This is a genomic window from Methylobacterium sp. E-012 (genome assembly GCF_057836545.1).
Genome location: NZ_JBYQEY010000001.1, coordinates 5698993 through 5723047, shown reverse-complemented (window position 1 = coordinate 5723047; position 24055 = coordinate 5698993). Strand labels below are relative to the sequence as shown.

Sequence of the window (24055 nt, the reverse complement as noted above, 5' to 3'; positions counted from 1 at the left end):
TTGTGGAGATCGATGGACGGCCGTGCATCTTGATCCTGCGACCCTGCTCATCGTCAATTCCACCATCACGCTGCTGGTGGGATTGCTGTTCCTGACGACGTGGCGGCAGGCGCCCGAGGTCCGGGCGCTCGCCCTGTGGGGGGCCGCGCATCTCGTCGGGGCGGCGGGCTCCGCCGGCCTCGCCCTGAGGGGCCAGATCCCCGACCTGCTCTCGACCGGCCTGTCCAACGCCGTGGTGCTGAGCGCCTACGGCCTGATCTGGAGTGGTGTCCGCGCCTTCGAGCGTCGGCCTCCGCGCGTCCCCGTGGCGCTGGCGGGCGCTCTGGTCTGGTGCGCGCTCTGCCTCATCCCGGACTTCTACGCGTCGCTCGTGCTGCGCATCGTGTACGCCTCCGCGGTGGCGACGGTCTATTGCGGCGGTGCGGCCCTGGAGTTCTGGCGCGGCCGCGGGGAGTGGCTGGCCTCCCGGATCACGGCCGCCGCCGTGCTCGGGCTGCACGGCGCCTTCTATCTCGCGCGTATCCCCTCGACGCTGCTGGCGCCGCCGCAGCTCGGCACGACCCCGCTCGCCTCACCCTGGGTGGCGATCCTGTGTTTCGTCACCATGCTGTTCTCGATCGCGTCGGCCTTTACCCTGATGGCCCTGGTCAAGGAGCGGGCCGAGCGCGAGCAGCGCGTCGCCGCGTCCACGGATCCGCTCACGGGCGTGCGCAACCGCCGGGCCTTCGCGGAGGCGGCCCACAGGGCGCTCGCGAACCGGGAGAGTGGGGCGCTGCTGCTCCTCGACCTCGACCGGTTCAAGGCCGTCAACGATCGCCACGGGCATGCGGTCGGCGACGCGGTGCTGGTCGGCTTCTGTGCCATGGCGACCGCCCTGCTGCCGCCGGACGCGCCGCTGGGCCGCCTCGGGGGCGAGGAATTCGCCTGCTTCCTGCCGGGGGCGTCAGCCGCGGAGGCCCTGGCCCGGGCCGAGGAACTGCGCCGAACCTTCGCCGGCCTCGCCGTGCCCGAACTCCCCGATCTGCGCGTCAGCGTCAGCATCGGGATCGCCCAGACCCGCGACGGAATCGGGTTCGACGCGCTGATGCGCCGGGCCGATGCCGCGCTCTACGTCGCCAAGAACAGCGGTCGCGACCGCGTCGCCGTGGCCGAAATCGCCGCCGTGCGGGCCGCCTGAGGCCGGCGTGGCTCCGGCCGGGCGGTCAGGCCAGGGCGCGCGCCGCTTCGGAGACCTTGCGCACCGATGCGTCCACCGAGGCCGCCGAGGCCGCGATCTCGGTCATCGCCGCCCGCGCGGTCTCGACGCTGTGGGCGGCCGATTGCATGTTCTCGGTGAGGTCGCGGGTCACCGCCGCCTGCTCGGTCACCGCGGACGACACGCTGAGCGTGATCTCGCTGAGCTGCTCGATGGTCGAGCCGATCCCGTCGATGGCGGCCACGGCCCGGGCGGTCTCGGTCTGCACGGCCGCGATCTGGGTGCCGATCTCCCCGGTCGCCCGGGCCGTCTGCTCCGCCAGCGCCTTCACCTCGGCGGCGACCACCGCGAAACCCTTGCCGGCCGCCCCCGCCCGTGCGGCCTCGATCGTGGCGTTCAGCGCGAGGAGGTTGGTCTGGTCGGCGATGGAGCGGATCAGGCTCACGGCGGCGCCGATCCGATCGGCGGCGCCGGTCAGGCCCACGACGATCGCCCCGGCCTCCTCGGCGCGGGTGACGACCTTGTCCACGGAGGATTTCGCCAGGAGCGCGTGGCGGCTCAGCTCCTCGATCGAGGCGGAGAACTCCTCCGAGCCGGCGGCGACCGCCTGCACGTTACGGGCGGTCCGGTCCGAGGCCTCCGCGGTCTCGTCGGCCTGCTGGACAACGCGGCTCATCGAATCCCGGATCGCCGCGATATCCCCGTCGATGACGCGCTGGCCCTCGGCCCGGCGCTGCCGGTCCTCGACCTGCCGCGTCACGTCGGTGGCGAACTTGACGACCGCGCAGGGCTTGCCCTCGGCATCGAGGATCGGGTTGTAGGCGCCGAAGATCCAGACGACGCGGCTGCCCTTGGCGATCCGCCGGAACTCGCCGGCCTGATGGCGCCCCTCCGCGAGGGCCGCCCAGAACGCCGCGTAGTCCGAACTCGCGGCCTCCGCCGGCGGGAGGAACATCCGGTGATGCTGCCCGCGCACCTCCGCGAGGCTGTACCCCATGGTCGAGAGGAAATTCGCGTTGGCATCGGTGATGGTGCCGTCGAGGGTGAAGTGGATCACCGCCTGCGAGCTATTGATGGCCGCGACCTGACCGGCGAACAGCGCGTTGCGGGTCCGCTCCTCGGTCACGTCCGTGGCGAGCTTCACAACCTTGACCGCCTTCCCGGCGCGGTCGAGGATCGGGTTGTAGGAGCCCTTGATCCAGATAACTCGTCCGGACTTGGTGACCCGGGCGAAATCCCGCACTTCGGGCTTGCCCGCGCGCAGGCGATCCCAGAAGGCGCCATAGTCCGGGCTCGTGCGCTCGGCGTCCGGCACGAACAGGCTGTGGTGGCGCCCGCGGATTTCCGCCAGGGTATAGCCGACGAGATCGAGGAAGATCGCGTTGGCATCCGTGACCTTGCCGTCGAGGTCGAATTCGATCCGTCCGGTGGTCCGGTCAATCGCCGTCAGGGGCGTGTCCGTGCGTAAACCAAACATCGCCATCGCCCGGCCCAATCCGTTATCGTCTTGTCGGCGCATTTTTACGTTAGATAGGTTAACAATTTACAATGCCCGATCTTCAGAAACTGAATACAGCCGGATCGTCAGGTGACGACTCATGCGACCGCGGGCTAGAAACCGCTCTACCGTTCGGGCCGATCCGAGTTCATGACCGCAAATCAGTTTATGATGCGACCCGATAATCTGTAGGTTTGCTGTTCGTGGGACGCAGGGCTTTCGGGCCTCGTCATCGCGCCGGGCTATCGCGGCGGCTCACCGGGGCCCGGCGTCCACGACAGCTCCGTCTCGGACCGGGTCGGAACGCGCCGCATCACCGGCGGCCTCCCCCCACGGCGTGTGGGAAGCCTTGTCAAACGCTTCGCAGCCTGTGAGGCAGCCGGACGCGGTCGCGATCGGCTGACAGGCCTGCACGGGGGATCGGAAATGGACGCGTCAAGCCGGATCGAGCGCCTGGAGATCCGCCTCACCGAGCAGGAGGCGACCATCGAGGATCTGAACCGTACCGTGACCGACCAGTGGCAACAGATCGACCGTCTCGCGCGGCAGATCCAGGGGCTGCGGGATCAGATGGACGAGGCGGCGGCCCGGTCGGCGCCGGGCTTGCCGGAGCCTCCGCCGCCCCATTATTAAAGTTCGTTCCGAACGATGCCTGCCCGCCTTCGGGCGATGCGCCGGCGCCGCACCCGTCACCGGGCGGATGGGCACGGCGCTCAGGGCCTGCCGGAGGCGCGCCGGCGGGTCAGAAATTCGCCTGCGTGACGAACTTGGTCACCAGATAGGCATCGAGCGCCTCGGTGCCGCCCTCGCTGCCGTAGCCGGACTCCTTGACACCGCCGAACGGCGTCTCGGGAAGGGCGAGGCCGTGGTGGTTGATGGAGACCATCCCGCTCTCCACCGTGTTCGAGACCCGGGCCGCCCGCTCGGCCGAGCGGGTGTAAGCGTAGGCCGCGAGCCCGTAGGGCAACCGGTTGGCCTCGGTCAGGGCCTCGTCGTCCTCGGAGAAGCGGTTGATCATCGCGACCGGACCGAACGGCTCCTCGTTCATCATCCGGGCCGTCAGCGGCACCTCGGTGAAGACCGTCGGCTCGAAGAAGTTGCCGCGATTGCCGATGCGCTTACCGCCGGCCCGCAGGGACGCCCCGGCGGATTCGGCGTCTGCCGTGAGCGCCTCGATCGCCTCGAGCCGGCGCCCGTGAATCAGCGGGCCCATCGTGGTGTCCGGATCGAGGCCGTCGCCGACCTTCGCGCCCTTCGCGTAGCGGGTGAAGCCCTCGACGAACCGGTCGAACACCGAATCGTGCACCAGGAACCGGGTCGGCGAGACGCAGACCTGGCCGGCATTGCGGAACTTGGACGGGGCGAGGACCGACACGGCCTTCTCAACGTCGGCATCGCCGAACACGATCACGGGGGCATGGCCGCCGAGTTCCATGGTCGCGCGCTTCATGTGCTCGCCGGCCAGGGCGGCGAGCTTCTTGCCGACCACCGTCGAGCCGGTGAACGAGATCTTGCGGATCACCGGGTGGGGGATGAGGTAGGCCGAGATCGTCGCCGGGTCACCGTAGACCAGCGAGAGGGCGTCGCCCGGGATGCCGGCATCCAGGAAGGCCCGCACCAGCGCGGCACAGCTCGCCGGCGTGTCCTCGGGGCCCTTCAGGATCACCGTGCAGCCGGTGCAGAGCGCCGCCGAGATCTTGCGGACGGCCTGGTTGATCGGGAAATTCCAGGGTGTGAAGCAGGCCACCGGACCCACCGGCTCGCGCACCACGGCCTGCAGCACGCCGTCGGCGCGGCCGGGGATGACACGGCCGTAGGCGCGCTTCCCCTCCTCGGCGAACCAGTCGATGATATCGGCCGCCGCCAGGGTCTCGATGCGCGACTCGGCCAGGGGCTTGCCCTGCTCCTGGGTCATGATCCGGGCGATCTCGTCGACCCGGGCGCGCAGCAGGTCGGCGGCCTTGCGCATCACCTTGCCGCGCTCGAAGGGCGCCACCTTCCGCCAGATCGGGAAGGCGCGGGCCGCGGCTTCCAGGGCCTCGTCGAGATCCGCCGTGCCGGCCACCGCGCATTGGCCGATCGTCTCGCCGGTGGCGGGATTCAGGACCGCCAGCGTCTCCCGTTCGACACCCGCACGCCAGCGTCCGGCGATGTGAAGCTCGGTATCCGGATACATCGATCGTTTCCCGCCCGGCCGCACGCGCGGCCCCAGCCGGAATGTGGCCTTTTGGCGCGCCCGGGCAATGCCTTTGGCGGCATGGCTGGGGCGGCGGCCATTCAGGCTGCGGCGCGGGTCCGCTCGGGCACGTCCACGACGGTCGCGGTTCCGTGGCGGGCGCGCAGCGTCGCGCCCTTCGGCACGACCTGCCAGCCCTCGCGGCAGCCGTCGATCGGCTCGGAGACGACGACGATCCCGCCCGGTCCCTCGCGATAATACAGGCTCGGCGGCCGGCCGTCGCAGGCCCAGCGATAGGCTGTGAGCGTCTCGCCGTCGGTGAGCAGGGCCGTGAAGCGCAGCGGCTCGCAGACATTGGCGGCGTCCATCAGGTCGCGGACGGATTTGAGCGTCCGCGCCATGGCGCCGACGGGGTCCTCGGCCAGCCCGTTGGCCAGCGCCAGGAGGAAGATCGCCTCGGAATCGGTGCTGCCCCGGCGGTGGTCGTAGAACGCGTCCGGGATCAGCGCCTCGAGCCTGCGCTTGATCCGGTGATAGCCGCCGATCTGGCCATTGTGCATGAACAGGTGCCGGCCGTAGGCGAAGGGATGACAGTTCGCCCGGGCGGTCGCGGTGCCCGTGGAGGCGCGGACATGCGCGAAGAAGGTCCGCGCCCGCACCTGCCCGCACAGGTTCACCAGGTTCTCGTCCGACCAGGCCGGTGAGATGTCCCGATACACGCCCGGTTCCGGCCGCTCGGCGTACCAGCCGATCCCGAACCCGTCGCCGTTGGTCTCGGTCTTCCCCTCGTCGGCATGCAGCGACTGGTGCACCAGCGAATGGGTCGGTGCGCAGACGAGGTCGGAGAGGAAGACCGGCTCACCGCTGTAGGCGAGGAAACGGCACATGTCGGACGGTGATCCTTCAGCTTCAGCCCGCGCTGGATCCGGTGGCCTGTCCCGCCGGGGTGGAGACGTTCCGTCGCAGGAGGTTAACAGTCGGTCCACATCGGTGAACAGGGTCTTAACTGCCGGTCCGGTGCGCCAAATTCGGGCGTTCCGCTCGAAATCGGCACCGCCTGACCGCGAGGCAGGCATGCCCGCCAGACGGCGCCGGACTCTTGTGAGCCGGCTCCTGACAGGTCAGCATGGCCGAATCGGGGAATCAGAAGCCTGCCGGAGCAGGCCGTGCCCCGTCGCGGGGCAATGGACCGACAGCAGGAGATTTTCATGGATCGCGCACAGCCCGAATGTTCCAATCCCGTCGCCCTCGTCGTCGAAGACGACGCGTCGGTCCGCGACCTCGCGACGGCGGTGCTGGAAGAGACGGAACTCGGCGTGATCGCCTGCGAGAGCGCCGAGGCGGCGCTCTCGGTGCTGGAGCGCTCGGACGTCACCGTGGCTTTGCTCTTCGCGGATGTGCGCCTGCCGGGTGCGATGGACGGCGTGTCCCTCGCGCAGGCCGTGGGCCGTCGCTGGCCGGATGTCCGCGTGGTCGTGACGTCCGGGGCGAGCCGGGACGCGCGCCTGCCCGATCAGGCGGTGTACATGCAGAAGCCCTGGCGCGCGCTCGACGTGCTGGTTCAGGCCGAGCACGCGACGATGGCCGCCAAGGCCGCCTGAGCGGGGTGGGGGGCAGCGTCCCCCCATAACCGTAGCCGTTCAGGTCGCGGCGCCAGACGGTCAACCCGCCTCTCAAGGACCCGCGCGGGCCTCTCTGGCCGGGCGCACATGAAAAAGCCCGGTCGCTTGCGCGCCGGGCCTTTCCGAATCGAGGCGGCGTCGCTCAGGCGGCGGGAGCGGGGCTCACCGGCAGCTGACCGGCGGCGTTGCCGCCCTGCGGGCCGGCGGCGGACGGCGACGGGAAGCCGGGGCGGCGGCTGCCGGCCGGGAAACGGGGCTTCGGCTTCGGCGCGGCGATCAGGCCCTCACGGATCGCGGTCTTGCGGGCCTGCTTGCGGGCACGGCGGACGGCCTCGGCCTTCTCGCGAGCCTTGCGCACGGACGGCTTCTCATAAGCCTTGCGCTGCTTCATCTCGCGGAAGATGCCCTCGCGCTGCATCTTCTTCTTGAGGACGCGAAGCGCTTGATCGACGTTGTTGTCGCGAACGAGTACCTGCAACGGACTTGATCCTCTGGACCTGGATTTGGGGCTCGCGCGGCCCGCCGCCGATCTGGAAACCGACAACGTCCCTCGCCCGGGATGAACCCGGGAGGGACGGGAACGTCGGTTTCCGAATCGGCGTGGAGCCCACGCCTTGGCGAAGCTACTACACCAAGCGCGCACCAGTTCCAACCTGTCCGCGCGGTCGATCTTCGGCGCTGCCGTGGTAGGTTGCCCGAATGAGACACGACGACTCGCAGCAATTCGCCAGCGACAATTATTCCGGCATCTGCCCGGAGGCCTGGGCCGCCATGGAGGCGGCCAACCGCGGCCACGCGCCGGCCTACGGCGAGGATGCCTGGACGCAGCGCGCCGCGGACGCCTTCCGCCACCTGTTCGAGACCGCGTGCGAGGTGTTCTTCGCGTTCAACGGCACCGCCGCCAACGCCCTCGCGCTCGCCGCCCTGTGCCAATCCTATCACAGCGTGATCTGCGCCGACTCGGCCCATGTCGAGACCGACGAGTGCGGCGCGCCGGAGTTCTTCTCGAACGGCTCGAAGCTCCTGACCGTCCGGACCGAGGGCGGCAAGCTCACCCCCGAGGCGATCCGCGGGCTCGCCACGAACCGCAGCGACATCCACTTCCCCCGGCCGCGGGTGGTGACGATCACGCAGCCCACCGAGACCGGCCAGGTCTACAGCCTCGCCGAGCTGCGGGCGCTCTCCGAGACCTGCCGCGCCCTGGGCCTCGCCCTCCACATGGACGGTTCCCGCTTCGCCAATGCCTGCGCGAGCCTCGGATGCAGCCCGGCCGACATGACCTGGCGGTCCGGCGTGGACGTCCTGTGCTTCGGCGGCACCAAGAACGGCATGCATGCCGGCGAGGCGGTGGTGTTCTTCGATCGCCGGCTCGCGGAGGATTTCGGCTACCGCTGCAAGCAGGCGGGCCAGCTTGCCTCCAAGATGCGTTTCCTCGCGGCGCCCTGGGTTGGCATGCTGGAGAGTGGCGCGTGGCTGCGGAACGGGGCGCACGGCAATGCCTGCGCCCGGCGCTTCGCCGAAGCCGTCGCCGGGCTTCCGGGGGTGCGGGCGCTGTTTCCCGTCGAGGCCAACGCGGTCTTCCTGACCATGCCGGCCGCCACCATGGAGGGCCTGCGCGCCCGGGGCTGGCGGTTCTACACCTTCATCGGCGGCGGGGCGCGGTTCATGTTCGCCTGGGATGCCGAGGCGGAGCGGGTGGACCAACTCGTCGCCGACCTGCGGGCGCTCGCGGCCGAGGCGGCCTGACCGCCCGCGGTTCTTTGCCAATACGGGGGCTTGCCGCTACAGGATCGCAAGAGCCACGCGCGCCCTGTGACGCCGCGCGGCCCAGACCCGCCGACCCAGAGCGTTCGCTCCATGCTGATGCAGACCAAGACCGAAGCGAAGCCGGCCGATCCGGTTTCGCGGCGGCGGACCTTCGCGATCATCTCCCACCCGGACGCGGGCAAGACCACGCTCACCGAGAAGCTGCTGCTGTTCGGGGGCGCGATCCAGCTCGCCGGCGAGGTCAAGGCCAAGCGCAACCGGGTCTCGACCCGCTCCGACTGGATGGGGATCGAGAAGGAGCGCGGCATCTCGGTGGTCACCTCGGTGATGACCTTCGAGTACGGCGATTGCGTCTTTAACCTGCTCGACACGCCCGGCCACGAGGACTTCTCGGAGGACACCTACCGGACGCTGACGGCGGTCGATTCGGCCGTCATGGTGATCGATGCGGCCAAGGGCATCGAGGCGCGCACGCGAAAGCTGTTCGAGGTCTGCCGGCTGCGCGACATCCCGATCGTCACCTTCGTCAACAAGCTCGACCGCGAGGCCCGCGATCCGTTCGAATTGCTGGACGAGATCGAGAAGACGCTGGCGCTGGATGTCGCTCCGGTGACCTGGCCGATCGGCACCGGCCGGAACTTCTCCGGGACCTACGAACTCGGCGCCAACCGGGTCCGCCGCCTCGACGCGGCCGAGGATGCCGGTATGGTCACGGTGTCCGGCCCGGACGACCCGCTGTTCGATGAACTGCTGACCGAGAACGGCGCCGCCGCTGCGTGGCGCGAGGAGGTGGAACTCGCCGAGGGCGGCCTCAAGCCGTTCGACCTGGACGCGTTCCGCGAGGGCCACCTGACGCCGGTGTTCTTCGGTTCGGCCCTGCGCAATTTCGGCGTGCGCGACCTCATCGACGGGCTCGCCAAGGTGGCGCCGCCGCCCCGGGGCCAGGACGCCGACAAGCGCCTCGTGGAGCCCGGCGAGCCGCGCATGACCGGCTTCGTGTTCAAGATCCAGGCGAATATGGACCCGAACCACCGGGACCGCATCGCGTTCATGCGGGTCTGCTCGGGCAAGCTCAGCCGGGGCATGAAGGCCCGGCTGGTGCGCACGGGCAAGCCGATCTCGCTCTCGGCGCCGCAATTCTTCTTCGCCCAGGACCGGGCCATCGCCGACGAGGCGTTCGCCGGCGACGTGGTCGGCATCCCGAACCACGGCACGCTGCGGATCGGCGACACGCTCACCGAGGGCGAGGACATCGTGTTCCGCGGCGTACCGAGCTTCGCCCCCGAGATCCTGCGCCGGATCAAGCTGACCGACGCCATGAAGGCCAAGAAGCTGCGCGAGGCCCTGCAGCAGATGGGCGAGGAGGGCGTCGTCCAGGTGTTCATCCCGCAGGACGGCAGCCAGGCGATCGTCGGCGTGGTCGGCGCCCTTCAGCTCGACGTGCTGAAGGAGCGGCTCCAGGCCGAGTACGGCCTGCCGGTGGATTACGAGACCTCGCGGTTCTCGGTGTGCCGCTGGATCGAGTCGGATTCCGAGATCGAGCTCGACAAGTTCGTGGACAGCCACGGCTCGGCCATGGCGAAGGACCTCGACGGGGCCCCGGTCTTCATGGCGACCACCGCGTTCTCCCTCCGCTACGAGGAGGAGCGCTACCCGTCGGTGCGCTTCACCGACGTGAAGGATTATCAGAAGCGAGCGGCGTGAGGCGGAGGGGCGCCTGATCCATTCTCCGACCTCATCCTGAGGTGGTGAATGGGAGAATCGACGTCTCGGCTCGTTCAAAACTTCCCCAGCATCGGGAATTCCACGCTCAAGGTCGATTCGGCCGCCATCGGCGCCTCGCGCTTGCGCGGCTTGCGGTTGAGCACCTGCTTCAGCTTGGTCTTCAGCACCGCCATGTCGAAGGGCTTGAGGATGAAGGCGTCCGCCCCCGCCTGATGGGCGAGGTTGATGTCCTCGAAGTCGAAGGACGATTCGGTGAGCATGAACGGCGTGTTCATCAGCGCGTCGTCGGCGCGGATCTCGCGCAGGAGGCTGATCCCGTCCATCGGCTCCATGTCGAGGTCGGAGATCACCAGGGCGTAGCGGCGCTGCCGCAGGCGTTCCAGCGCCTCGGGGGCGCTGGTGACGCCCTCCACGTCCGGGAAACCGATGCGGGTCATCAGCATCACGATGAGCCGCAGGAGCTTCTCCTGGTCGTCGACGATGAGGATCGGGGGCGTATCGCTCTCGGACATCGCTCGGCTCAGACGAAGAGGTGATCGATGCCCTGGCGGGACATCGCGTCGGATTGGAGCGCCAGGCAGAGCCCGTGGATCGCCGAGGCCTTCGGTGTGCCGCGCTGGAGCATGGGCAGCAGATTGGCCTTGGCGAACAGGGTGTCGTTGCCCGCGCTCCGCTGGGCGCTCTTGAAGGAATGGACGAATTCGCGCTTGGCGATCTCCCGCCACTCGCTGATCTGGACGTCGCGATGGCGGCTGTCGGCGCTGACCCGGTCGAAGGTCTCGTGCACCGACGAGCGCTCGCCCTCGATCACCTGACAGGCGAAGTTGCCCTCGATCACCAGGAAGCTCGTGATCACCGCGAACTCGTTCTTCTTCTGGGCAATGCGGCCGATCTCGCCAATCTGCTCGGACCGCTTGGCGGGATCCGACGACAGGTTCATCCGCGAGAAGTAGATGATGTGGACGAGGCTCGTCCGTTTCGCCCGCATGATCCCGAGACCCGAAAGCCGTACCCGTCAAGCACTTTCGGGCAGGACGCGCTGCGCCCGATCCCTGCCCGGACCCGCCGCATCATCCCGGATACCGCACCCGGGACGATTCGCCAGCCTGTTGCGATCGCATCATCCGTGTCCGAAGGCCTGTGGCCACCGTCCGGGATGATGCTCTAGCCCGCCTGCGACCTTCGCATGGGTTCGGATAACGTGCCGTAAACGCCGGAAAACCCCGAGCCGGGTCGGGGACGCCCCGGCGCGGCAGAATTTGCCGGTCCGGTCCGTCCGGGCGGCCAAGCCTGCCGGGCCAGGCCGGAGCCGATCGAGGTTTGTCAGTGACTTAGCAATGGCACGGCGGTTGCGGCCATCCGGATCTGCGGGCCGCGATGGCGCGCATCGGGATCGCTCGCCATGGATCTTTTTTCCGCCCTGCAGACCTCGGTCTCCGGACTGCAGGCGCAGTCCTACGCCATCAGCAACATCTCCGGGAACATCGCCAACTCGCAGACGACCGGTTTCAAGCGCGTCGACACCAGCTTCGTCGACCTGATGTCCGAGACGACCCCCAAGCGTGAGGTCGCCGGCTCGGTTCTGGCCCAGTCGCAGCTGACGAACACGATCGCCGGCAACGTCGTCTCGACGACCGTGCCGACCAACATGTCGATCAGCGGGACGGGCTTCTTCACGGTGGCGCAGAAGACCGGGGACGCCAACGGCGCCGCGACCTTCAGCGGGACGAACGCCTACACGCGGCGCGGTGACTTTGCTCCCACCGCCGACGGGCACCTGATGAACGGGGCCGGCGGCTACCTGACCGGCAACAACCTCGATCCGATCAGCGGCCAGGTCACCTCGTCCGGCCCGATCGTGATCGGCAACCCGACCCTCCCGGCACAGCCGACCACCACCATCACCTACGCGGCCAATCTCCCGGCGACGCCGACGACGAGTTCGACCGCCGATCCGGCCAACAGCATCGCCGGTCCGTCGCTGACGGCCTATACCGCGTCCGGAGCGCCGGTCACGATCAACATGCGCTGGGTCCAGACGACGCCAAATGGCAACGGAACGGATTCCAGCTGGAACCTGCTGTACAACAGCAGCGCCACCAGCACACCGAACTGGACCGATACCGGCCAAGCGTTCACCTTCGATTCGACGGGCAAGATGACCTCGCCCACCGGAACTGTGGCCGATCCGACCAGCATCACCGTCGATCTGAGCAACAAGACGATCTCCGGATACACGTTTCCGAAGCTTTCGCTCGATCTGTCCGGCGGACTGACCCAGTACGCCGACGCGAGCGGCGCCGTCACCACCAATGCGCTCAGTCAGAACGGCAGCACCGCGGGCACGCTGACGAGCGTCGCGGTCGGCACCGACGGCAAGATCAACGGGACCTTCTCGAACGGGGCCGTGAAGGCGCTCGCCAATGTCGGGATCGTCCAGTTCGCCGATCCGGACGGGCTCAAGGCCGACACGAACGGCAATTACCTGCAGACGGCCGATTCCGGCCCCCCGCTGGCGGGCCTCGACGGCAGCACCATCACCGGTGCGAGCATCGAGCAATCCAACACCGACATTGCGACCGAATTCTCTAAGATGATCGTAACCCAGCAGGCCTATTCTGCAAACACGCGCGTCATGTCGACGGCCCAGACCATGATGTCTGACCTGCTCAACGTGATCCGGTAGGTTGCATCGCAGGGAGCGCTGAGGAGGCTTCGACATGTCGCTGAACGCGCTCTCCAATGCGACCGCCGGGCTTGCGGCCACGCAGGCGGCGATCAACGTCGTCTCGCTGAACGTCGCCAATGCCGGGACGGCCGGCTACGTCAAGCGGACGCTCACGCCGGTCGCCACCGGGACCAACAACCTGGGGGTCGCTGCCGGGACGGTCACCCGAAGCTTCGACGCGGCCGCCCTGAACCAACTCCGCCTGGAGACGTCCGGCGCTGCCTATACCAGCACGAAGGCCAGCATCGGCTCTCAGCTCGACGCCCTCTACGGAACCCCCGGCAGTGCGACGGCCCTCGACGGCACGCTGAACACCTTCACGCAGTCGCTGCAGCAACTCGCCGCCAATCCGACCTCCGCGGCGGCCCGGACGACCGTCCTCGGCAACGCGACGGCACTGGCCGGTCAGATCAACAGCGCCGCCAACACGGTGCAGACCCTGCGCACCGGGATCGAGGCGCAGCTCGGAACCGACACGACTTCGGCCAGCGCGCTCCTCTCGAACATCGCGAAACTCAACACCAAGATCCAGAACACCACGGACAGCACGTCGGTCGCTGACCTTCAGGACCAGCGCGACCAGGCGATCAACAGCCTGTCGAGCTACATGGATGTCAAAGCCACGCCGCAGAGCGACGGCACGGTCACCGTCCTCACCCAGTCGGGTGCCACCCTGGTCGATCGCGGCAACGCGGCGACCCTGAGCTTCGACGGCCGCGGCACGCTCAGCGCGAACTCCTCCGCCACGTCCACACCGCGCTCGGTCGGCACGATTACCGCCACGCTGCCGGGTGGCGGCAAGATCGATCTCGGCGAGCCCGGCGTGCTGCGCTCCGGAAGCCTCGCCGCCCAGCTCGAGCTGCGCGATCAGACCCTGCCGCAGGCGCAGCGCCAGCTCGACGACCTCGCCGCCGGCCTGGCGAGTTCGCTGACCGACAAGACCGTGACCGGGACCTCGGACGGGACCTCGGCGACGATCGACCCGACCGGGATGAAGGCCGGCAACACGATCACCATCCCGGTGACGGTGAACGGGGCGGTCCGCAACGTCATCCTGATCGCGTCCGACGCCAATGCCACGTCGGTCCCCGCGAGCGAGACCAACGATTCCACCGCCCTGGTGCAGACCTTCAAGATCCCCAGCGGGACGGCGACCTACGCCGACTCGATCAATGCGGCGCTGGGCAATCTCAATCTGGGATTGACCGCGAGGATGACCGGCAGCTCGGTCACGATCGGGCCCGCGTCCGGGAGCACACCCGCGGTGACCGCGGCCACCGCCAATGTCACCGCGGTTTCCGCCACCGACCTGTATACCGGCAACCCGTCGCTGGCCCTGTTCGTCGACGGCGCGAACAACGCGGTCTACACCGGCAGCTTCGACGGCGGCTCGAAGCTCACCGGATTCGCGCAGCGCATCGCGGTCAACCCGACCCTGTCCGGCGACACGGCGGCGCTCTCGGCCGCGGCGAGCTCGACGAGCGCGGCCAACACGAACGCGTCCGGCACACGGGCGCAGCAACTCTACGCGGCGCTGACCTCCACCCAGCAGACCTTCTCGTCGTCGAGCGGCATCGGCGGGGTCTCGGCGCCCTACAGCGCCACCGTGGCGGGTTTCGCGCAGGACATCATCGCCGCGCAGGGGGCCGCCTCCGCCAATTCGACGGCCATCGATTCCAGCCAGCAGACCGCGCTCTCCACCGCGCAGAGCCGGTTCTCGGCCGGGGCCGGGGTCAATATCGATCAGGAGATGTCGAACCTGATCGCCCTGCAGACCGCCTACGGCGCAAATGCCCGCGTGCTGACCGCGGCCCGCGACATGCTCAACCAGCTGCTGCAGATCTGATCATGACCACGATCGCCCCCTTCGCGGCCGGCTCCTACCTGACGACCCGGAACGCCGCGCAGCTCACGACCCTGAAGAACCAGCTCAACGACCTGTCGAATCAGGTCTCGAGCGGACAGGTGTCGCAGACCTACGGCGGCCTCGGTTCCGGACGGTCGACGGCCCTCGGCGCCCAGGCGACGTTGAGCGCGCTCGGCGGCTACGCGGCCGGCATCACGGCCGGCCAGACGCGGACGAATCTCGCCGTGACGAGCCTCACCCAGGTCGCCACCCTCGGGACGAGTGCCAGCCAGGCCCTGAACAACGGTCTGCAGAGTGTGGCGACCAGTTCGGTCTCGGGCCGCTCGACCGCGTTGGGGGACCTGCAGACGGCGCTCGATGCGCTCAACCAATCGGCGGCGGGCAACTATTTGTTCGGCGGCGGCGATGCCAGCACCCAGCCGGTGGTCGATGCGGACACGCTCCTCAACGGGACGACCGGCAGCCAGGGCCAAACCGTCGCCGGCCTCTCCGCGGTGATCGCGGAACGGGTCGATGCCGAGGTCGGACCCAACCAGAACGGCCGGCTCACCCAGACGCCGACCCCGTCTTCGTCCAACTCCGGCACCGCGGTGACGGTCACCGACGAGGCGGACAGCCAGACCCGGGGCATGTTCGGCTTCACCCTGGCCGCGGCACCGACGGTGACGGGATCTGCGCTCAGCGCCACCTACACGGCCGCCGCGAGCCCCAGCCCGGCTTCCTTCACCCTCAACCTGACGGCGCAGCCCCAGCCCGGCGACAGCGCGACCATCTCGCTGACGCTGTCGGACGGCACTTCGAAGACCCTCACCCTCAAGGCCGCGACGACAGCGGACGCGACCTCGACCACCAGTTTCGCGATCGGGTCGAGCATCTCCGACACGATGAACAACCTGTCGGCGACCCTGAACAAGGCGCTCAAGGGTCTGGCCAGCGGCACCCTGGCGGTGAACGCCACCGCCGACGCCGCGTCGAGTTTCTTCACGGGCTCGGCGAAAGGCGGCCTGACGGGCTCCGGGATCATGCCCGAGCGCATCCAGTACGATGCCAGCAACAACCCGATCGGCTACCGACCCGCCACCGCGGCCGACACGGTGCTGTGGTATCAGGGCGAGAACACCTACACCGCGTCGAACACCCCGACGTCGGCGCTCGACAGCCAGTCGATCCAGGTCAGCGCGACGTCCAACATCGGCACGGGCGCGCGCGCGATCGATCCGGCGGTACAGAACGTCCTCGCCGGCCTGGCCACGATGGCCTTCGCCCTGCCCACGACCAACGACGACACCACCGGCACGGCTTATCAAACCGTGATGAACCGCGCCGGCGCGTTGCTCTCCTCGACCGACGGCAGTTCCGGCGTCCAGAACACGGTCACCCAGCTCTCGATCGCCGCCGCCCGGCTGACCAACGCCGGCACCACCAACGCGGCCACGCAGAACACCGTGCAGAACACGCTGGACGGGATCGAGCAGGCGCCCACCGAGGAAGTCATTGCCAAGCTCCTCGACGTGCAGAACCGGCTCCAGGCGAGCTACCAGATCACCTCCACGCTCTCGAAGCTTTCGCTGGTCAACTACATCAGCTAAGCCCGGTCCGGTCACGCGCGCTACGATGATCGCGCAGCCGTGTGCGGAAGCGGATCGCCCGCGATCGCCGCAATCTTAGTCTCGCCGCTTTCCCACAGTGAATCGTGGAAACCGGACGCGCCGCCGCTCCGTCGCCCACCCGAGGAGAGGTCCGCATGTCGCCGTCCGAACCTGTCGCACTCGTCCGCGGTCTCGGCGGCGCCCCGCGGATCGGCGCGACCGTCCCGGCCGAGCGGGCGGCCGACACCCCCGTCCCCGGTTGCGGGCGGCTCGACGATCGCGGCATTGCCCTCGACATCCCGCTGCGCGGCTTCGCCCGGCTGCGCGTCCAGAGGCCGGATCCCGACCCGTTCATCGGTGCGGTCGAGGGTTCTATCGATCGGCCGTACCGGCATCCGCCGCGCCGGGCCGCCTGAGATGCGCGGGCGGCTCCAGCCGGTCGCCGCCCTGGCGATGATCCTGTCCCTCGCGGGGTCCGCTCTGGCGATCGACCTGCAGAAGGCGCCGGTCACGCCCGGGCCGGTTCCGTGCCCGTCGAAGGGACCGGGCTTCGTCCGCCTGCCGGGTAGCGCTTCCTGCATCCGCGTGTCCGGGCACGTCGCCGCTGGGATGGACCTGCGCACCGGGCACGCCGCCGCGGCGGCCCCCGTGGTCGCCGGCCGCCTCGCCATCGACAACCGCGCCGACACGGATCTCGGCGAGGTGCGGACCTACCTGCGGTTCGGTAACGGCCGGCGCTGAGCGCCGGACCCTACAGGTTCCGCGACAGGACCAGCGGCCCGCTGCGCACGCCGCGCCCGTAGGGGGAGGGGGCCGGACTCTGGCGGCCGTAGCCCGCCGGCATCTGCGCCCGTCCGATCTCCTCAGCGAGCGACTTGATCAGGCCCTCCGACACGGTTTTGGCGCTGGCGAGCACCGTCTGGTTCGCCTCGACGGCCGCGGTGAAACGGCGGTGTGCCGACCGCAGGTTCTCGACCCCGTCCGGATGGAAGCGCTTCAGCGCCACGGCGTTCGCCTTGGCGACCTCCAGCCCCTGCATGTAGGCGCCGGCCAGGGCGGCCTTGGGCTCGGCCGCCGCGATCCCCTCCCGCAGCCGGCCGGCACGGACATGCGCCGCCTCGTCGGCCAGCACCGCCTCCAGCGCGGCCATGTTGGCGAGCACCCCCGCGACCAGCGCCTCCGCGGTGACGCGGTCGGCGACGCGGAGCGGCTCAGCCCGCTGCATGGGTCGTTCCATCGCTCGGTGCTCCCTGCATCTTCATGATCTCATGAAAGACCGAAGCGGCGATACCGACGCCGCCGTTCTTCACGATCTGTCCCGCATATTCCTTGGTCAGCATCGAGCGGTAGACACCGCCGCCGGTGCCGTTCTCGCCGAGGGGGCCGTCGGTACCCTCCGACTGGGTCAGCCGGTCGAGGCTGGATTCCAGGAACATCGATTCGAACTCGGTCGCGGTCTTCCAGGCCTTGGCCTGGTTGGCGGTCTTGACGATCCCGTCGACCGCCCCCCCGGCGACGGAGGTCCCGACGCTGGCGGCAGCGGCGGTGACGTTGGCGAGTTGCAGCATGGTCGGGCCCTCCGCGCTCGGACGCGTCACATCAGTTCGATATCGGCCTGCAGGGCACCGGCCGCCTTGATCGCCTGCAGGATCGAGATCAGGTCGCGGGGGCCGACGCCGAGGGCGTTGAGGCCGTCGACCAGTTCCCGCAGGCTCACGCCCTCCTTGACCAGGGCGAGCTTGTTGCCCTCGCCGGTATCGACCTTCAGCGCGGTGCGCGGCACCACGACGGTGCGGCCGTTGGACAGGGGCGCCGGCTGGCTCACCTGCGGCTGCTCGGTGATCGTGATGGTCAGGTTGCCCTGGGCGATCGCCACCGTGGAGACGTGCACGTCGCGGCCCATCACGATGATGCCGGAGCGCTCGTCTACGATCACCCGGGCGGTCTGGTCGGGCTCGACCTTGAGCTGCTCCACCTCGGTAATCAGCCGGATCATGTTGCCGTTGTAGCGGGCCGGGATCTGGATCGTGACGGTGGCGGGGTCCGTGGGCTCGGCCGTATCGGCGCCCATGAAGTCGTTGATCGCTGCGGCGATCCGCTTGGACGTGGTGAAGTCGGGATTGCGCAGCGACAGGCGCAGAGACTTGGCGTCGTTCAGCTTGAAGGCGATCTCGCGCTCGATGTTGGCGCCGTTGGAGATGCGTCCGTTGGTGGGCACGCCCCGGGTGATCTTGGCGGCGGCCCCCTCCGCGGCGAAGCCCGCGATCGCCACCGAGCCCTGCGCCAGGGCGTAGACCTCGCCGTCGGCGCCGAGCAGCGGCGTCACCAGCAGGGTGCCGCCCTGGAGCGATTTGGCGTCGCCCAGCGAGGAGACCGTCACGTCGATACGGGTGCCCTGCGCGGCGAAGGGGGGCAGGCTCGCCGTCACCATCACGGCGGCGAGGTTCTGCGTGCGCATCGTGGCCCCGCGGGTGTTGACGCCGAGGCGCTCCAGCATCGCCTGCAGCGATTGCTTGGTGAACGGGATGTTGTTCAGCGTGTCGCCGGTGCCGTTCAGGCCGACGACGATGCCGTAGCCGACGAGCTGGTTCTGGCGCACGCCCTCGATGGAGGCGAGGTCCTTGACCCGCGACAGGGCGAGCGCCGGGCCGGACATCGCCGCCAGGAGCAGCACGCCCGCGGCGAGTGCGGCGAGGACCGATCCGATGAGACTGCAGGGGTGGCTCGGGCGCATGCCGGGTTTTTCGAGGGTGAACGGACCTGCCCCCCTCCTGCCAGCGTCGTGCCACCCGAGAATTTCCGGTAAGTCTCTGACAAGAGAGATCATTATCCGGCCGGCATGCCGCGGCCCATCACGATCGACCGGTACCGATGCTGCCGACCCGGCAGCTTCTGCCGGCTTGTTTACCCGCGCTTAACCCTGCGGGCCGAATTTCGAGCCCTGCGCAGGGGCGCTTGGAGCAACGCGAACCGGATCATGCGCGTCGAGACTCGCCAGCCGATCCAGGGCGCGGGCGGCGTCGCCACCCTCCGGCGGACCGAGGGCGGCGCAGGCTTCAGCCTCGGCGCGACCCCCGGTGCCGCCACCGGCGCCGGTGCCCCCGCGGCGGCGGCGACGCTCACCGGCCTGGACGCGGTCCTGCTCCTCCAGACCGAGAGCGAGACGCCGCAGGAGCGGCGGCGTCGCTCGGCCAAGCGCGGTCAGGATCTCCTCGACGGCCTCGACCGGCTGAAGGCCGCCCTGCTGGGCGGCCGGGTCGCGCCGCAGGACTTGCGCGCCATCGCGTCTCGCCTCGCCGAGCGCCCGGGCCCCTCGGGGGATCCGCGGCTCGACGGGCTCATGGCCGAGATCGAGCTGCGTGCGGCGGTGGAACTCGCCAAGCTCGAAAGCCGGCGCAGCGTCTGACCAGGGCGCCTTACCCCGTCCGCCGCTTCGGTCCGGTCGGCAGCATCTGCGGTTCGCCCGGCCCGGTCTCCACGCCGAGATCCGGCACCGCGATGATCGGCGCGCCGCGCAGGTCCTTGCGGGTGACGATGGCGCCGCGCTCCTCCAGATAGGCCAGCATCCGCCGGGCGCGGCCGCCCGAGCTGGTGCCGTAGGCCTCAGCCAGCATGGTGTCTGTGGGGCAGGGGGCGCCCTCGATCGCCGCCCGGGCCACGACCAGGAACAGCCCTGCGAGGTCGTCCGGCAAACCGGCCGCGATCTCCTGGGCGCGCTCCCAGGTGGAATTGTCGGCGACCGCGCCCCCGGCCTCGGCCCGGGCCACCGCGAGCCGGCGCTTGAATTCCGGCAGGCCCATCGTGTCGCCGCGCAGGCGCCGGATCCGGCACCGGACCGTGAAGTCCTGGTAGAGCGTCGCGGGGGTGCAGGCCGCCGCATCGGCATCCGCCAGCACCGAGGCCAGAACCTCGGACAGGGCCGCCTCGCGCGCCTCCGGATCCATCGGCTCCTCCTCCGGCTCCTCCACGGGAACCGGCGGCCGGTAGTTCGCCAGCTGCACCAGCACGTCCGGGGCCGGTGCCGGACGCGGCTTCGGGCGGGGCGCGAAGGGCACCGAGACCTCCTCCGGGCTCGCCGTGAGGATCAGGGACCGGGCGTCCTCCAGCGCGTCGGGCAGGGGGACGAGCACCGGCGAGGAACTCCGGCTCACCGTCTCGGTCGGACCGACCGCGATGGTGAGCGGGCGGCGCGACAGGGCCGGCCCGAGGGCCACGAAATGCCCGCGCGGCAGATCGCGGAACGTCTCGGCCTGCCGGCGCTCCAATCCCAGGAGGTCGGCGGCGCGGGCCATGTCGATGTCCAGGAAGGTCCGGCCCATCAAAAAATTCGACGCCTCGGCCGCGACGTTCTTGGCGAGCTTGGCGAGGCGCTGCGTGGCGATGATCCCGGCCAGGCCGCGCTTGCGCCCGCGGCACATCAGGTTGGTCATCGCGCCGAGGGAAAGGCGCCGCGCCTCGTCCGAGACCTCGCCGGCGGCGGCCGGGGCGAAGAGCTGGGCCTCGTCCACCGCCACCAGCATCGGGTACCAATGGTCCCGGTCGGCATCGAACAGCCCGCCGAGGAACGCGGCCGCGGCGCGCATCTGCCCGTCGGCGTCGAGGTTCTCCAGCGACAGCACCACCGAGACCCGGTGGGTGCGCACCCGCGCGGCGATCCGCTGCAGGGCGGTGTCGTCGCCATCAGCCTCCACCACGACGTGGCCGTAACGGTCGGCCAGACTGGCGAAATCGCCCTCCGGGTCGATGATCGCCTGCTGCACGAGGCCGGCGCTCTGCTCCAGCAGGCGCCGCAGCAGGTGCGACTTGCCGGAGCCGGAATTGCCCTGCACCAGCAGCCGCGTGGCGAGCAGTTCGGTGAGGTCGAGGAGCGCGGGGCGCTCGCCGGTCAGGCCGAGATCGATGTCGGAACGCATGGCGCCTCATAGCATGCCGGCGCCGGTTCCGGGGCCCCCGCGACGGCGCTGTCCACGCTTCCCGCCATACCAGCCAAGCCGTAGCCGGCCTGGACCCGGACATGGCAGACCTGTAGGCCGCACGGCCCTCCTCGCAAAATCCGGATCTCCAACACGATGGCGGCCTGCGGCCTCGATTTCGGCACGTCGAACACCACCCTGGGGCATGCGGGTCCCGACGGGCCGATCCTGCTGCCGCTGGAGGGCGCGCATCGCACGATCCCCAGCGCGATCTTCTTCGAACTTGGCCGCGAGCCGGTGATCGGGCGAGCCGCCACGGCGGCCTACGTGGACGGCCTGTCGGGGCGGCTGATGCGCGGCCTCAAATCGGTGCTCGGCACGCCGCTGATGGACGAGGCGACCCCGGTCGGCCGCCAGCGCCTGCGCCTGCGCGACGTGATCGCCCGCTACCTGACCGCGGTGAAGGCGCGGGCCGAGGCGGCCTGTGACGCGCCCCTCGACAGCGTGGTCCACGGCCGCCCGGTCCATTTCGTGGACGGCGACCCGGAGGCCGATCGCCGGGCCGAGGACACGCTGCGCGCCATCGCCCGCGACGTCGGTTTCCGCGAGGTCTCGTTCCAGTACGAGCCGATCGCCGCCGCCCTCGACTACGAGCGGCAGGTCCGGTCGGAGGAGATCGCCCTGGTCGCCGATATCGGCGGCGGCACCTCGGATTTCTCCATCGTGCGCCTGTCGCCCGAGCGGAGGCGCCGGGTGGAGCGGGCCGGCGACATCCTGGCCAATGACGGCGTGCGCATCGGCGGCACCGATTTCGACCGGCAGCTCAGCCTCGGCACGGTGATGCCGCTCCTCGGCCTCGGCAGCCCGATGCGCCGGGGCGACCTCGCCGTGCCGAACGCCTATTATCACGACCTCGCCACGTGGTCGGCGATCAACCGCCTCTACAATCAGAAGACCCTGCGTGAGATCGACGAGGTGATCCGCGATTGCGCCCGCCCCGAGCTCGTCGCGCGCCTGCGCGAGGCGGTGGAGGGCGAGCGCGGCCATGCCCTGGCGGGGGCGGTGGAGGGCGCCAAGATCGCGGCCTCGGAAGAGGGTGCGACGGATCTCGATCTCGGCCTCGTGGAGCGTGGGCTGTCGGTGCCGGTGGATCGCGCGCGCCTCGCCGCGCAGACGGGCGACCTCGCCCGGGCGGTGGCGGCCCGGATCGGGCGCTGCCTCGTCCAGGCGGAACTAGCGCCGGAGCGGATCGACGCCCTGTTCCTCACCGGCGGCTCCACCGGCCTGCCGCACCTGCGCGCCGCCCTGACCGCGGCGCTGCCGGCCGCCCGGGTGGTGGAGGGCGACACGTTCGGTTCGGTCGGCCTCGGCCTGACCATCGAGGCGGCCCGGCGCGGGGGGTGATGACGGAGCGGGCCCTGTCCCGGGGACGCTTCGGCCGGAACCCGGCCTCTCGGAAGGCGAGCCGGCCCGGGTCATCGAGCTCGATCTGTGACAGGCGGAACCCCGATTGACGCGCCCGCGCCGATCCCCGACAAGGCGGTCCCTCCCGGTCGGAGACAACGGCGGCCCATCCGGCGCCTTCCTCGCCGCCTCGCCCGATGCTGTTCAACTCCTTCGTTTTCCTTCTCGCGTTCCTGCCGGCCGCCCTGGTCCTGCACGGGCTGGTGGCGCGTGCCGCGCCGGCCTGGCGGCTGCCGCTCCTCGTCGGCCTCTCGTTCGTGTTCTACGGCTGGTGGGACATCCGCTTCGTGCCGCTGCTCGCCGGCTCGATCCTTGCGAACTGGAGCGTGGCCCGCCTCTATCGCCGCTGGCCCGGCCGCTGGCTGATCCCGGCGGCCATCGCGGCCAACCTCGCCCTGCTCGGGGTGTTCAAGTATCTCGACTTCTTCGCCGACCTCGCCAACCTGATCCCCGGCCTCGGGGCGCAGCGGCTGGGCCTCGCCCTGCCGCTCGGCATCTCGTTCTTCACCTTCCACCACATCATGTACCTCGCCGACCTCCGGGCCGGCCGGGCGCCCGCCTTCGGGCTGGTGAAATACGCCCTCTACATCGCCTTCTTCCCGCAGGTTCTCGCCGGCCCGCTCGTGCGCTGGAGCGAGATCATGCACCAGTTCGACGCGGCGCCCTACGCCCGGCCGGACGCCGCCGAGCGCTTCAGCCGCGGCCTGATGCTGCTGACGGTCGGCCTCGCCAAGAAGGTGTTCCTCGGCGATCCGCTCGCGGCCTACGTCAATCCGGTGTTCCAGGCCGCCGCTTCCGGCAGGGTCGTCACCGTCGCCGAGGCGTGGCAGGCGACGCTGGGCTTCACCTTCCAGATCTATTTCGACTTCTCCGGCTATACCGACATGGCGCTCGGCATCGCGCTGCTGTTCGGTCTCGTCCTGCCGCAGAACTTCGACGCGCCCTACCGCGCCACGTCCCTGCGCGACTTCTGGCGGCGCTGGCACATGACCCTATCGCGCTTCCTGCGCGATTACCTGTACATCCCGATGGGCGGGAACCGGCACGGGCTGCCGCGCCAGGTCGGCGCGCTCCTGGCCACCATGACGCTCGGCGGGTTGTGGCACGGGGCCGGCCCGACCTTCCTGGCCTGGGGCGGCCTTCACGGCCTCGGCCTCGGCGCCGGCCTGCTGGCCCGCCGCACGCGGCTGGCGATCCCCGCGCCGCTGGGTTGGCTGCTGACCAGCCTGTTCGTGATGCTGACCTGGGTCCTGTTCCGGGCGACGAGCTTCGAGGCGGCGATCCTCCTGTTCAAGGGCCTGTTCGGGCTGGCGCCCCGGGGCTCCGGCTTCAAGTGGCGCACCATCGCGGTCGCCGCCCTCGTCGCCACGGTTGGGCCGACCGCCTGGACGGCGGTCCACCGCCTGCCGCCGCGGCGCCTCCTCGCCTTCGGCTTCGCGCTCCTGTTCGTGATCGTCCTGCTGAAGATCGGCGACGATGCGAACTACGAGTTCATCTACTTCCAGTTCTGA

Annotated in this window: 23 protein-coding genes; 13 read left to right on the top strand and 10 right to left on the bottom strand. The window is 69.8% G+C overall.

Annotation, left to right across the window (positions count from 1 at the left end; all coding sequences use genetic code 11):
• The first annotated feature begins 22 nt into the window (after positions 1-22).
• On the top strand, positions 23-1177 hold the full coding sequence (locus AC3IF1_RS27445; RefSeq protein ID WP_489220148.1) for a GGDEF domain-containing protein: 1155 nt from the start codon (positions 23-25) through the stop codon (positions 1175-1177).
• Between the two features lie 25 nt (positions 1178-1202).
• Here AC3IF1_RS27445 and AC3IF1_RS27440 read toward each other — a convergent pair whose 3' ends face one another.
• A complete protein-coding gene (locus AC3IF1_RS27440; RefSeq protein WP_489220147.1) occupies positions 1203-2678 on the bottom strand; it encodes a methyl-accepting chemotaxis protein in 1476 nt (491 codons plus the stop codon).
• Between the two features lie 441 nt (positions 2679-3119).
• On the opposite strand from AC3IF1_RS27440, the gene AC3IF1_RS27435 reads away from it, so the two are divergent.
• A complete protein-coding gene (locus tag AC3IF1_RS27435) occupies positions 3120-3326 on the top strand; it encodes a SlyX family protein (protein WP_243972954.1) in 207 nt (68 codons plus the stop codon).
• Between the two features lie 109 nt (positions 3327-3435).
• On the opposite strand, the gene AC3IF1_RS27430 is transcribed toward AC3IF1_RS27435, so the two are convergent.
• Together AC3IF1_RS27430 and AC3IF1_RS27425 are read right to left on the bottom strand one after the other, a co-directional pair.
• Entirely contained in the window at positions 3436-4869 is a 1434-nt protein-coding gene (locus AC3IF1_RS27430; protein WP_489220146.1) for an NAD-dependent succinate-semialdehyde dehydrogenase, read from the bottom strand.
• A gap of 101 nt (positions 4870-4970) precedes the next feature.
• The gene (locus AC3IF1_RS27425) at positions 4971-5756 is read right to left on the bottom strand and encodes a class II glutamine amidotransferase (RefSeq protein ID WP_489220145.1); all 786 of its coding nucleotides are present in this window, start codon (positions 5754-5756) and stop codon (positions 4971-4973) included.
• Between the two features lie 321 nt (positions 5757-6077).
• On the opposite strand from AC3IF1_RS27425, the gene AC3IF1_RS27420 reads away from it, so the two are divergent.
• On the top strand, positions 6078-6470 hold the full coding sequence (locus tag AC3IF1_RS27420; RefSeq protein ID WP_489220144.1) for a response regulator: 393 nt from the start codon (positions 6078-6080) through the stop codon (positions 6468-6470).
• A 163-nt stretch (positions 6471-6633) separates the two neighbouring features.
• Here the strand turns inward: AC3IF1_RS27420 and rpsU are convergent, their stop codons facing one another.
• Entirely contained in the window at positions 6634-6969 is a 336-nt protein-coding gene (gene rpsU, locus AC3IF1_RS27415; RefSeq protein WP_243972946.1) for a 30S ribosomal protein S21, read from the bottom strand.
• A 221-nt stretch (positions 6970-7190) separates the two neighbouring features.
• Between rpsU and AC3IF1_RS27410 the strand changes: the two genes are divergently transcribed.
• The gene (locus tag AC3IF1_RS27410) at positions 7191-8237 is read left to right on the top strand and encodes a threonine aldolase family protein (protein WP_489220143.1); all 1047 of its coding nucleotides are present in this window, start codon (positions 7191-7193) and stop codon (positions 8235-8237) included.
• Positions 8238-8348: 111 nt separating this feature from the next.
• Positions 8349-9962 (top strand): peptide chain release factor 3, encoded by a 1614-nt coding sequence (locus tag AC3IF1_RS27405; protein ID WP_489220142.1) that lies wholly within the window; start codon positions 8349-8351, stop codon positions 9960-9962.
• Positions 9963-10036: 74 nt separating this feature from the next.
• On the opposite strand, the gene AC3IF1_RS27400 is transcribed toward AC3IF1_RS27405, so the two are convergent.
• Positions 10037-10495, bottom strand: coding sequence for a response regulator (locus tag AC3IF1_RS27400; RefSeq protein WP_243972941.1), 459 nt, complete (start codon positions 10493-10495; stop codon positions 10037-10039).
• 8 nt (positions 10496-10503) lie between these two features.
• On the bottom strand, positions 10504-10971 hold the full coding sequence (locus AC3IF1_RS27395) for a BLUF domain-containing protein (RefSeq protein ID WP_243972937.1): 468 nt from the start codon (positions 10969-10971) through the stop codon (positions 10504-10506).
• Positions 10972-11385: 414 nt separating this feature from the next.
• On the opposite strand from AC3IF1_RS27395, the gene AC3IF1_RS27390 reads away from it, so the two are divergent.
• The 5 genes from AC3IF1_RS27390 (at position 11386) to AC3IF1_RS27370 (ending at position 16908) form a co-directional block, all read left to right on the top strand.
• Positions 11386-12669, top strand: a complete 1284-nt coding sequence (locus tag AC3IF1_RS27390; protein ID WP_243972935.1) for a flagellar hook protein FlgE — start codon at positions 11386-11388, stop codon at positions 12667-12669.
• A 34-nt stretch (positions 12670-12703) separates the two neighbouring features.
• Complete coding sequence (gene flgK / locus AC3IF1_RS27385) at positions 12704-14557, top strand: flagellar hook-associated protein FlgK (protein ID WP_489220141.1); 1854 nt, start codon at positions 12704-12706, stop codon at positions 14555-14557.
• Between the two features lie 2 nt (positions 14558-14559).
• Positions 14560-16167, top strand: coding sequence for a flagellin (locus tag AC3IF1_RS27380; protein WP_489220140.1), 1608 nt, complete (start codon positions 14560-14562; stop codon positions 16165-16167).
• Between the two features lie 155 nt (positions 16168-16322).
• Positions 16323-16583: a hypothetical protein gene (locus tag AC3IF1_RS27375; RefSeq protein ID WP_243972930.1), complete on the top strand. Its 261-nt coding sequence runs from the start codon at positions 16323-16325 to the stop codon at positions 16581-16583.
• Position 16584: 1 nt separating this feature from the next.
• Positions 16585-16908 carry a hypothetical protein gene (locus AC3IF1_RS27370; RefSeq protein ID WP_489220139.1) on the top strand — a complete coding sequence of 108 codons (324 nt, stop codon included), beginning with the start codon at positions 16585-16587 and terminating at the stop codon, positions 16906-16908.
• Between the two features lie 10 nt (positions 16909-16918).
• Here AC3IF1_RS27370 and AC3IF1_RS27365 read toward each other — a convergent pair whose 3' ends face one another.
• Genes AC3IF1_RS27365 through AC3IF1_RS27355 form a run of 3 tightly spaced genes read right to left on the bottom strand, consistent with a single transcriptional unit; the run spans position 16919 to position 18901 of the window.
• Positions 16919-17392 carry a hypothetical protein gene (locus AC3IF1_RS27365; RefSeq protein WP_243972926.1) on the bottom strand — a complete coding sequence of 158 codons (474 nt, stop codon included), beginning with the start codon at positions 17390-17392 and terminating at the stop codon, positions 16919-16921.
• Positions 17379-17735: a rod-binding protein gene (locus AC3IF1_RS27360; protein WP_243972924.1), complete on the bottom strand. Its 357-nt coding sequence runs from the start codon at positions 17733-17735 to the stop codon at positions 17379-17381. Before AC3IF1_RS27360 ends, AC3IF1_RS27365 begins: the two co-directional genes overlap by 14 nt.
• A gap of 26 nt (positions 17736-17761) precedes the next feature.
• The gene (locus AC3IF1_RS27355) at positions 17762-18901 is read right to left on the bottom strand and encodes a flagellar basal body P-ring protein FlgI (RefSeq protein WP_243972922.1); all 1140 of its coding nucleotides are present in this window, start codon (positions 18899-18901) and stop codon (positions 17762-17764) included.
• A gap of 243 nt (positions 18902-19144) precedes the next feature.
• Here AC3IF1_RS27355 and AC3IF1_RS27350 point away from each other — a divergent pair, with 243 nt between their 5' ends.
• On the top strand, positions 19145-19573 hold the full coding sequence (locus tag AC3IF1_RS27350; RefSeq protein ID WP_489220138.1) for a flagellar assembly protein FliX: 429 nt from the start codon (positions 19145-19147) through the stop codon (positions 19571-19573).
• A 10-nt stretch (positions 19574-19583) separates the two neighbouring features.
• On the opposite strand, the gene AC3IF1_RS27345 is transcribed toward AC3IF1_RS27350, so the two are convergent.
• Positions 19584-21080: a helicase HerA domain-containing protein gene (locus AC3IF1_RS27345; protein ID WP_489220137.1), complete on the bottom strand. Its 1497-nt coding sequence runs from the start codon at positions 21078-21080 to the stop codon at positions 19584-19586.
• Positions 21081-21236: 156 nt separating this feature from the next.
• Between AC3IF1_RS27345 and AC3IF1_RS27340 the strand changes: the two genes are divergently transcribed.
• Both AC3IF1_RS27340 and AC3IF1_RS27335 read left to right on the top strand, forming a co-directional pair.
• Positions 21237-22484, top strand: a complete 1248-nt coding sequence (locus AC3IF1_RS27340) for an Hsp70 family protein (RefSeq protein ID WP_489220136.1) — start codon at positions 21237-21239, stop codon at positions 22482-22484.
• Positions 22485-22681: 197 nt separating this feature from the next.
• The gene (locus AC3IF1_RS27335) at positions 22682-24055 is read left to right on the top strand and encodes an MBOAT family O-acyltransferase (RefSeq protein ID WP_489220135.1); all 1374 of its coding nucleotides are present in this window, start codon (positions 22682-22684) and stop codon (positions 24053-24055) included.

Excerpts from the sequence above, each read along its gene's own strand:
- AC3IF1_RS27340 (WP_489220136.1), top strand. The coding sequence starts at position 21,237 with ATGGCGGCCTGCGGCCTCGATTTCGGCACGTCGAACACCACCCTGGGG.
- AC3IF1_RS27355 (WP_243972922.1), bottom strand. The coding sequence starts at position 18,901 with ATGCGCCCGAGCCACCCCTGCAGTCTCATCGGATCGGTCCTCGCCGCA.
- AC3IF1_RS27335 (WP_489220135.1), top strand. The coding sequence starts at position 22,682 with ATGCTGTTCAACTCCTTCGTTTTCCTTCTCGCGTTCCTGCCGGCCGCC.
- AC3IF1_RS27380 (WP_489220140.1), top strand. The coding sequence starts at position 14,560 with ATGACCACGATCGCCCCCTTCGCGGCCGGCTCCTACCTGACGACCCGG.
- AC3IF1_RS27405 (WP_489220142.1), top strand. The coding sequence starts at position 8,349 with ATGCTGATGCAGACCAAGACCGAAGCGAAGCCGGCCGATCCGGTTTCG.
- AC3IF1_RS27375 (WP_243972930.1), top strand. The coding sequence starts at position 16,323 with ATGTCGCCGTCCGAACCTGTCGCACTCGTCCGCGGTCTCGGCGGCGCC.
- AC3IF1_RS27390 (WP_243972935.1), top strand. The coding sequence starts at position 11,386 with ATGGATCTTTTTTCCGCCCTGCAGACCTCGGTCTCCGGACTGCAGGCG.
- AC3IF1_RS27410 (WP_489220143.1), top strand. The coding sequence starts at position 7,191 with ATGAGACACGACGACTCGCAGCAATTCGCCAGCGACAATTATTCCGGC.
- AC3IF1_RS27425 (WP_489220145.1), bottom strand. The coding sequence starts at position 5,756 with ATGTGCCGTTTCCTCGCCTACAGCGGTGAGCCGGTCTTCCTCTCCGAC.
- AC3IF1_RS27350 (WP_489220138.1), top strand. The coding sequence starts at position 19,145 with ATGCGCGTCGAGACTCGCCAGCCGATCCAGGGCGCGGGCGGCGTCGCC.
- AC3IF1_RS27395 (WP_243972937.1), bottom strand. The coding sequence starts at position 10,971 with ATGCGGGCGAAACGGACGAGCCTCGTCCACATCATCTACTTCTCGCGG.
- AC3IF1_RS27365 (WP_243972926.1), bottom strand. The coding sequence starts at position 17,392 with ATGCAGCGGGCTGAGCCGCTCCGCGTCGCCGACCGCGTCACCGCGGAG.
- AC3IF1_RS27360 (WP_243972924.1), bottom strand. The coding sequence starts at position 17,735 with ATGCTGCAACTCGCCAACGTCACCGCCGCTGCCGCCAGCGTCGGGACC.
- AC3IF1_RS27345 (WP_489220137.1), bottom strand. The coding sequence starts at position 21,080 with ATGCGTTCCGACATCGATCTCGGCCTGACCGGCGAGCGCCCCGCGCTC.
- AC3IF1_RS27400 (WP_243972941.1), bottom strand. The coding sequence starts at position 10,495 with ATGTCCGAGAGCGATACGCCCCCGATCCTCATCGTCGACGACCAGGAG.
- AC3IF1_RS27435 (WP_243972954.1), top strand. The coding sequence starts at position 3,120 with ATGGACGCGTCAAGCCGGATCGAGCGCCTGGAGATCCGCCTCACCGAG.
- AC3IF1_RS27440 (WP_489220147.1), bottom strand. The coding sequence starts at position 2,678 with ATGGCGATGTTTGGTTTACGCACGGACACGCCCCTGACGGCGATTGAC.
- AC3IF1_RS27430 (WP_489220146.1), bottom strand. The coding sequence starts at position 4,869 with ATGTATCCGGATACCGAGCTTCACATCGCCGGACGCTGGCGTGCGGGT.
- AC3IF1_RS27420 (WP_489220144.1), top strand. The coding sequence starts at position 6,078 with ATGGATCGCGCACAGCCCGAATGTTCCAATCCCGTCGCCCTCGTCGTC.
- flgK (WP_489220141.1), top strand. The coding sequence starts at position 12,704 with ATGTCGCTGAACGCGCTCTCCAATGCGACCGCCGGGCTTGCGGCCACG.
- AC3IF1_RS27370 (WP_489220139.1), top strand. The coding sequence starts at position 16,585 with ATGCGCGGGCGGCTCCAGCCGGTCGCCGCCCTGGCGATGATCCTGTCC.